1 rRNA gene is annotated in these 2,406 nt (G+C 51.7%); it reads right to left on the bottom strand.

What is annotated here, in order from left to right:
• Window positions 1–47: 47 nt before the first annotated feature.
• A 23S ribosomal RNA gene (locus tag INT04_RS19085) occupies window positions 48–2,406 on the bottom strand; the annotation flags it as partial.

Genomic DNA, 2,406 nt, shown 5'->3' on the forward strand with positions numbered 1-2,406 from the left:
TACTTCATCTACTCTTTGTCTCTCAGACAAAACACCTTCGGTGTTGTCAGGTTAAGCCTCACGGTTCATTAGTACTGGTTAGCTCAACGTATCGCTACGCTTACACACCCAGCCTATCAACGTCTTAGTCTTAAACGTTCCTTTAGGTCACTCAAGGTGACAGGGAAGACTCATCTCGAGGCAAGTTTCCCGCTTAGATGCTTTCAGCGGTTATCTCTTCCGCACTTAGCTACCGGGCAATGCCATTGGCATGACAACCCGAACACCAGTGGTGCGTTCACTCCGGTCCTCTCGTACTAGGAGCAACCCCTCTCAATCTTCCAACGCCCACGGCAGATAGGGACCGAACTGTCTCACGACGTTCTAAACCCAGCTCGCGTACCACTTTAAATGGCGAACAGCCATACCCTTGGGACCTACTTCAGCCCCAGGATGTGATGAGCCGACATCGAGGTGCCAAACACCGCCGTCGATATGAACTCTTGGGCGGTATCAGCCTGTTATCCCCGGAGTACCTTTTATCCGTTGAGCGATGGCCCTTCCATTCAGAACCACCGGATCACTAAGACCTACTTTCGTACCTGCTCGAGCCGTCACTCTCACAGTCAAGCTGGCTTATGCCTTTGCACTAACCGCATGATGTCCGACCATGCTTAGCCAACCTTCGTGCTCCTCCGTTACTCTTTAGGAGGAGACCGCCCCAGTCAAACTACCCACCAGACACGGTCCCCGATCCAGATTATGGACCTAGGTTAGAACATCAAACATTAAAGGGTGGTATTTCAAGGTTGACTCCATGCAGACTGGCGTCCACATTTCATAGTCTCCCACCTATCCTACACATCAAGGTTCAAAGTTCAGTGTCAAGCTATAGTAAAGGTTCACGGGGTCTTTCCGTCTTGCCGCGGGTACACTGCATCTTCACAGCGAGTTCAATTTCACTGAGTCTCGGGTGGAGACAGCCTGGCCATCATTACGCCATTCGTGCAGGTCGGAACTTACCCGACAAGGAATTTCGCTACCTTAGGACCGTTATAGTTACGGCCGCCGTTTACTGGGGCTTCGATCAAGAGCTTCTCCTTACGGATAACCCCATCAATTAACCTTCCAGCACCGGGCAGGCGTCACACCGTATACGTCCACTTTCGTGTTTGCACAGTGCTGTGTTTTTAATAAACAGTTGCAGCCAGCTGGTATCTTCGACTGATTTCGGCTCCGTCCGCAAGGGACTTCACTTACCATCAGCGTGCCTTCTCCCGAAGTTACGGCACCATTTTGCCTAGTTCCTTCACCCGAGTTCTCTCAAGCGCCTGAGTATTCTCTACCTGACCACCTGTGTCGGTTTGGGGTACGATTGTTGGTAACCTGAAGCTTAGAGGCTTTTCCAGGAAGCAGGGCATTAATTGCTTCACCACCTTAGTGGCTCGTCATCACACCTCAGCATTAAGTAACCGGATTTGCCTAGTTACTCTGCCTACATGCTTGAACCGGGACAACCGTCGCCCGGACAACCTAGCCTTCTCCGTTCCCCCATCGCAGTTACCACCAGTACGGGAATATTAACCCGTTTCCCATCGACTACGCTTTTCAGCCTCGCCTTAGGGGTCGACTCACCCTGCCCCGATTAACGTTGGACAGGAACCCTTGGTCTTCCGGCGTGCGGGTTTTTCACCCGCATTATCGTTACTTATGTCAGCATTCGCACTTCTGATACCTCCAGCATGCCTCACAGCACACCTTCGCAGGCTTACAGAACGCTCCCCTACCCAACAACACCTAAGTGTCGCTGCCGCAGCTTCGGTGCATGGTTTAGCCCCGTTACATCTTCCGCGCGGGCCGACTCGACCAGTGAGCTATTACGCTTTCTTTAAATGATGGCTGCTTCTAAGCCAACATCCTGGCTGTCTGAGCCTTCCCACTTCGTTTCCCACTTAACCATGACTTTGGGACCTTAGCTGGCGGTCTGGGTTGTTTCCCTCTTCACGACGGACGTTAGCACCCGCCGTGTGTCTCCCGTGATAACATTCTTCGGTATTCGCAGTTTGCATCGAGTTGGTAAGTCGGGATGACCCCCTAGTCGAAACAGTGCTCTACCCCCGAAGATGAATTCACGAGGCGCTACCTAAATAGCTTTCGGGGAGAACCAGCTATCTCCCGGTTTGATTGGCCTTTCACCCCCATCCACAAGTCATCCGCTAATTTTTCAACATTAGTCGGTTCGGTCCTCCAGTTAGTGTTACCCAACCTTCAACCTGCCCATGGATAGATCACCGGGTTTCGGGTCTATACCCTGCAACTCATTCGCCCAGTTAAGACTCGGTTTCCCTACGGCTCCCCTATACGGTTAACCTTGCTACAGAATATAAGTCGCTGACCCATTATACAAAAGGTACGCAGTCACCCCAT

The sequence above is a fragment of the Proteus sp. FME41 genome (genome assembly GCF_014897315.1).
Classification (GTDB): domain Bacteria; phylum Pseudomonadota; class Gammaproteobacteria; order Enterobacterales; family Enterobacteriaceae; genus Proteus.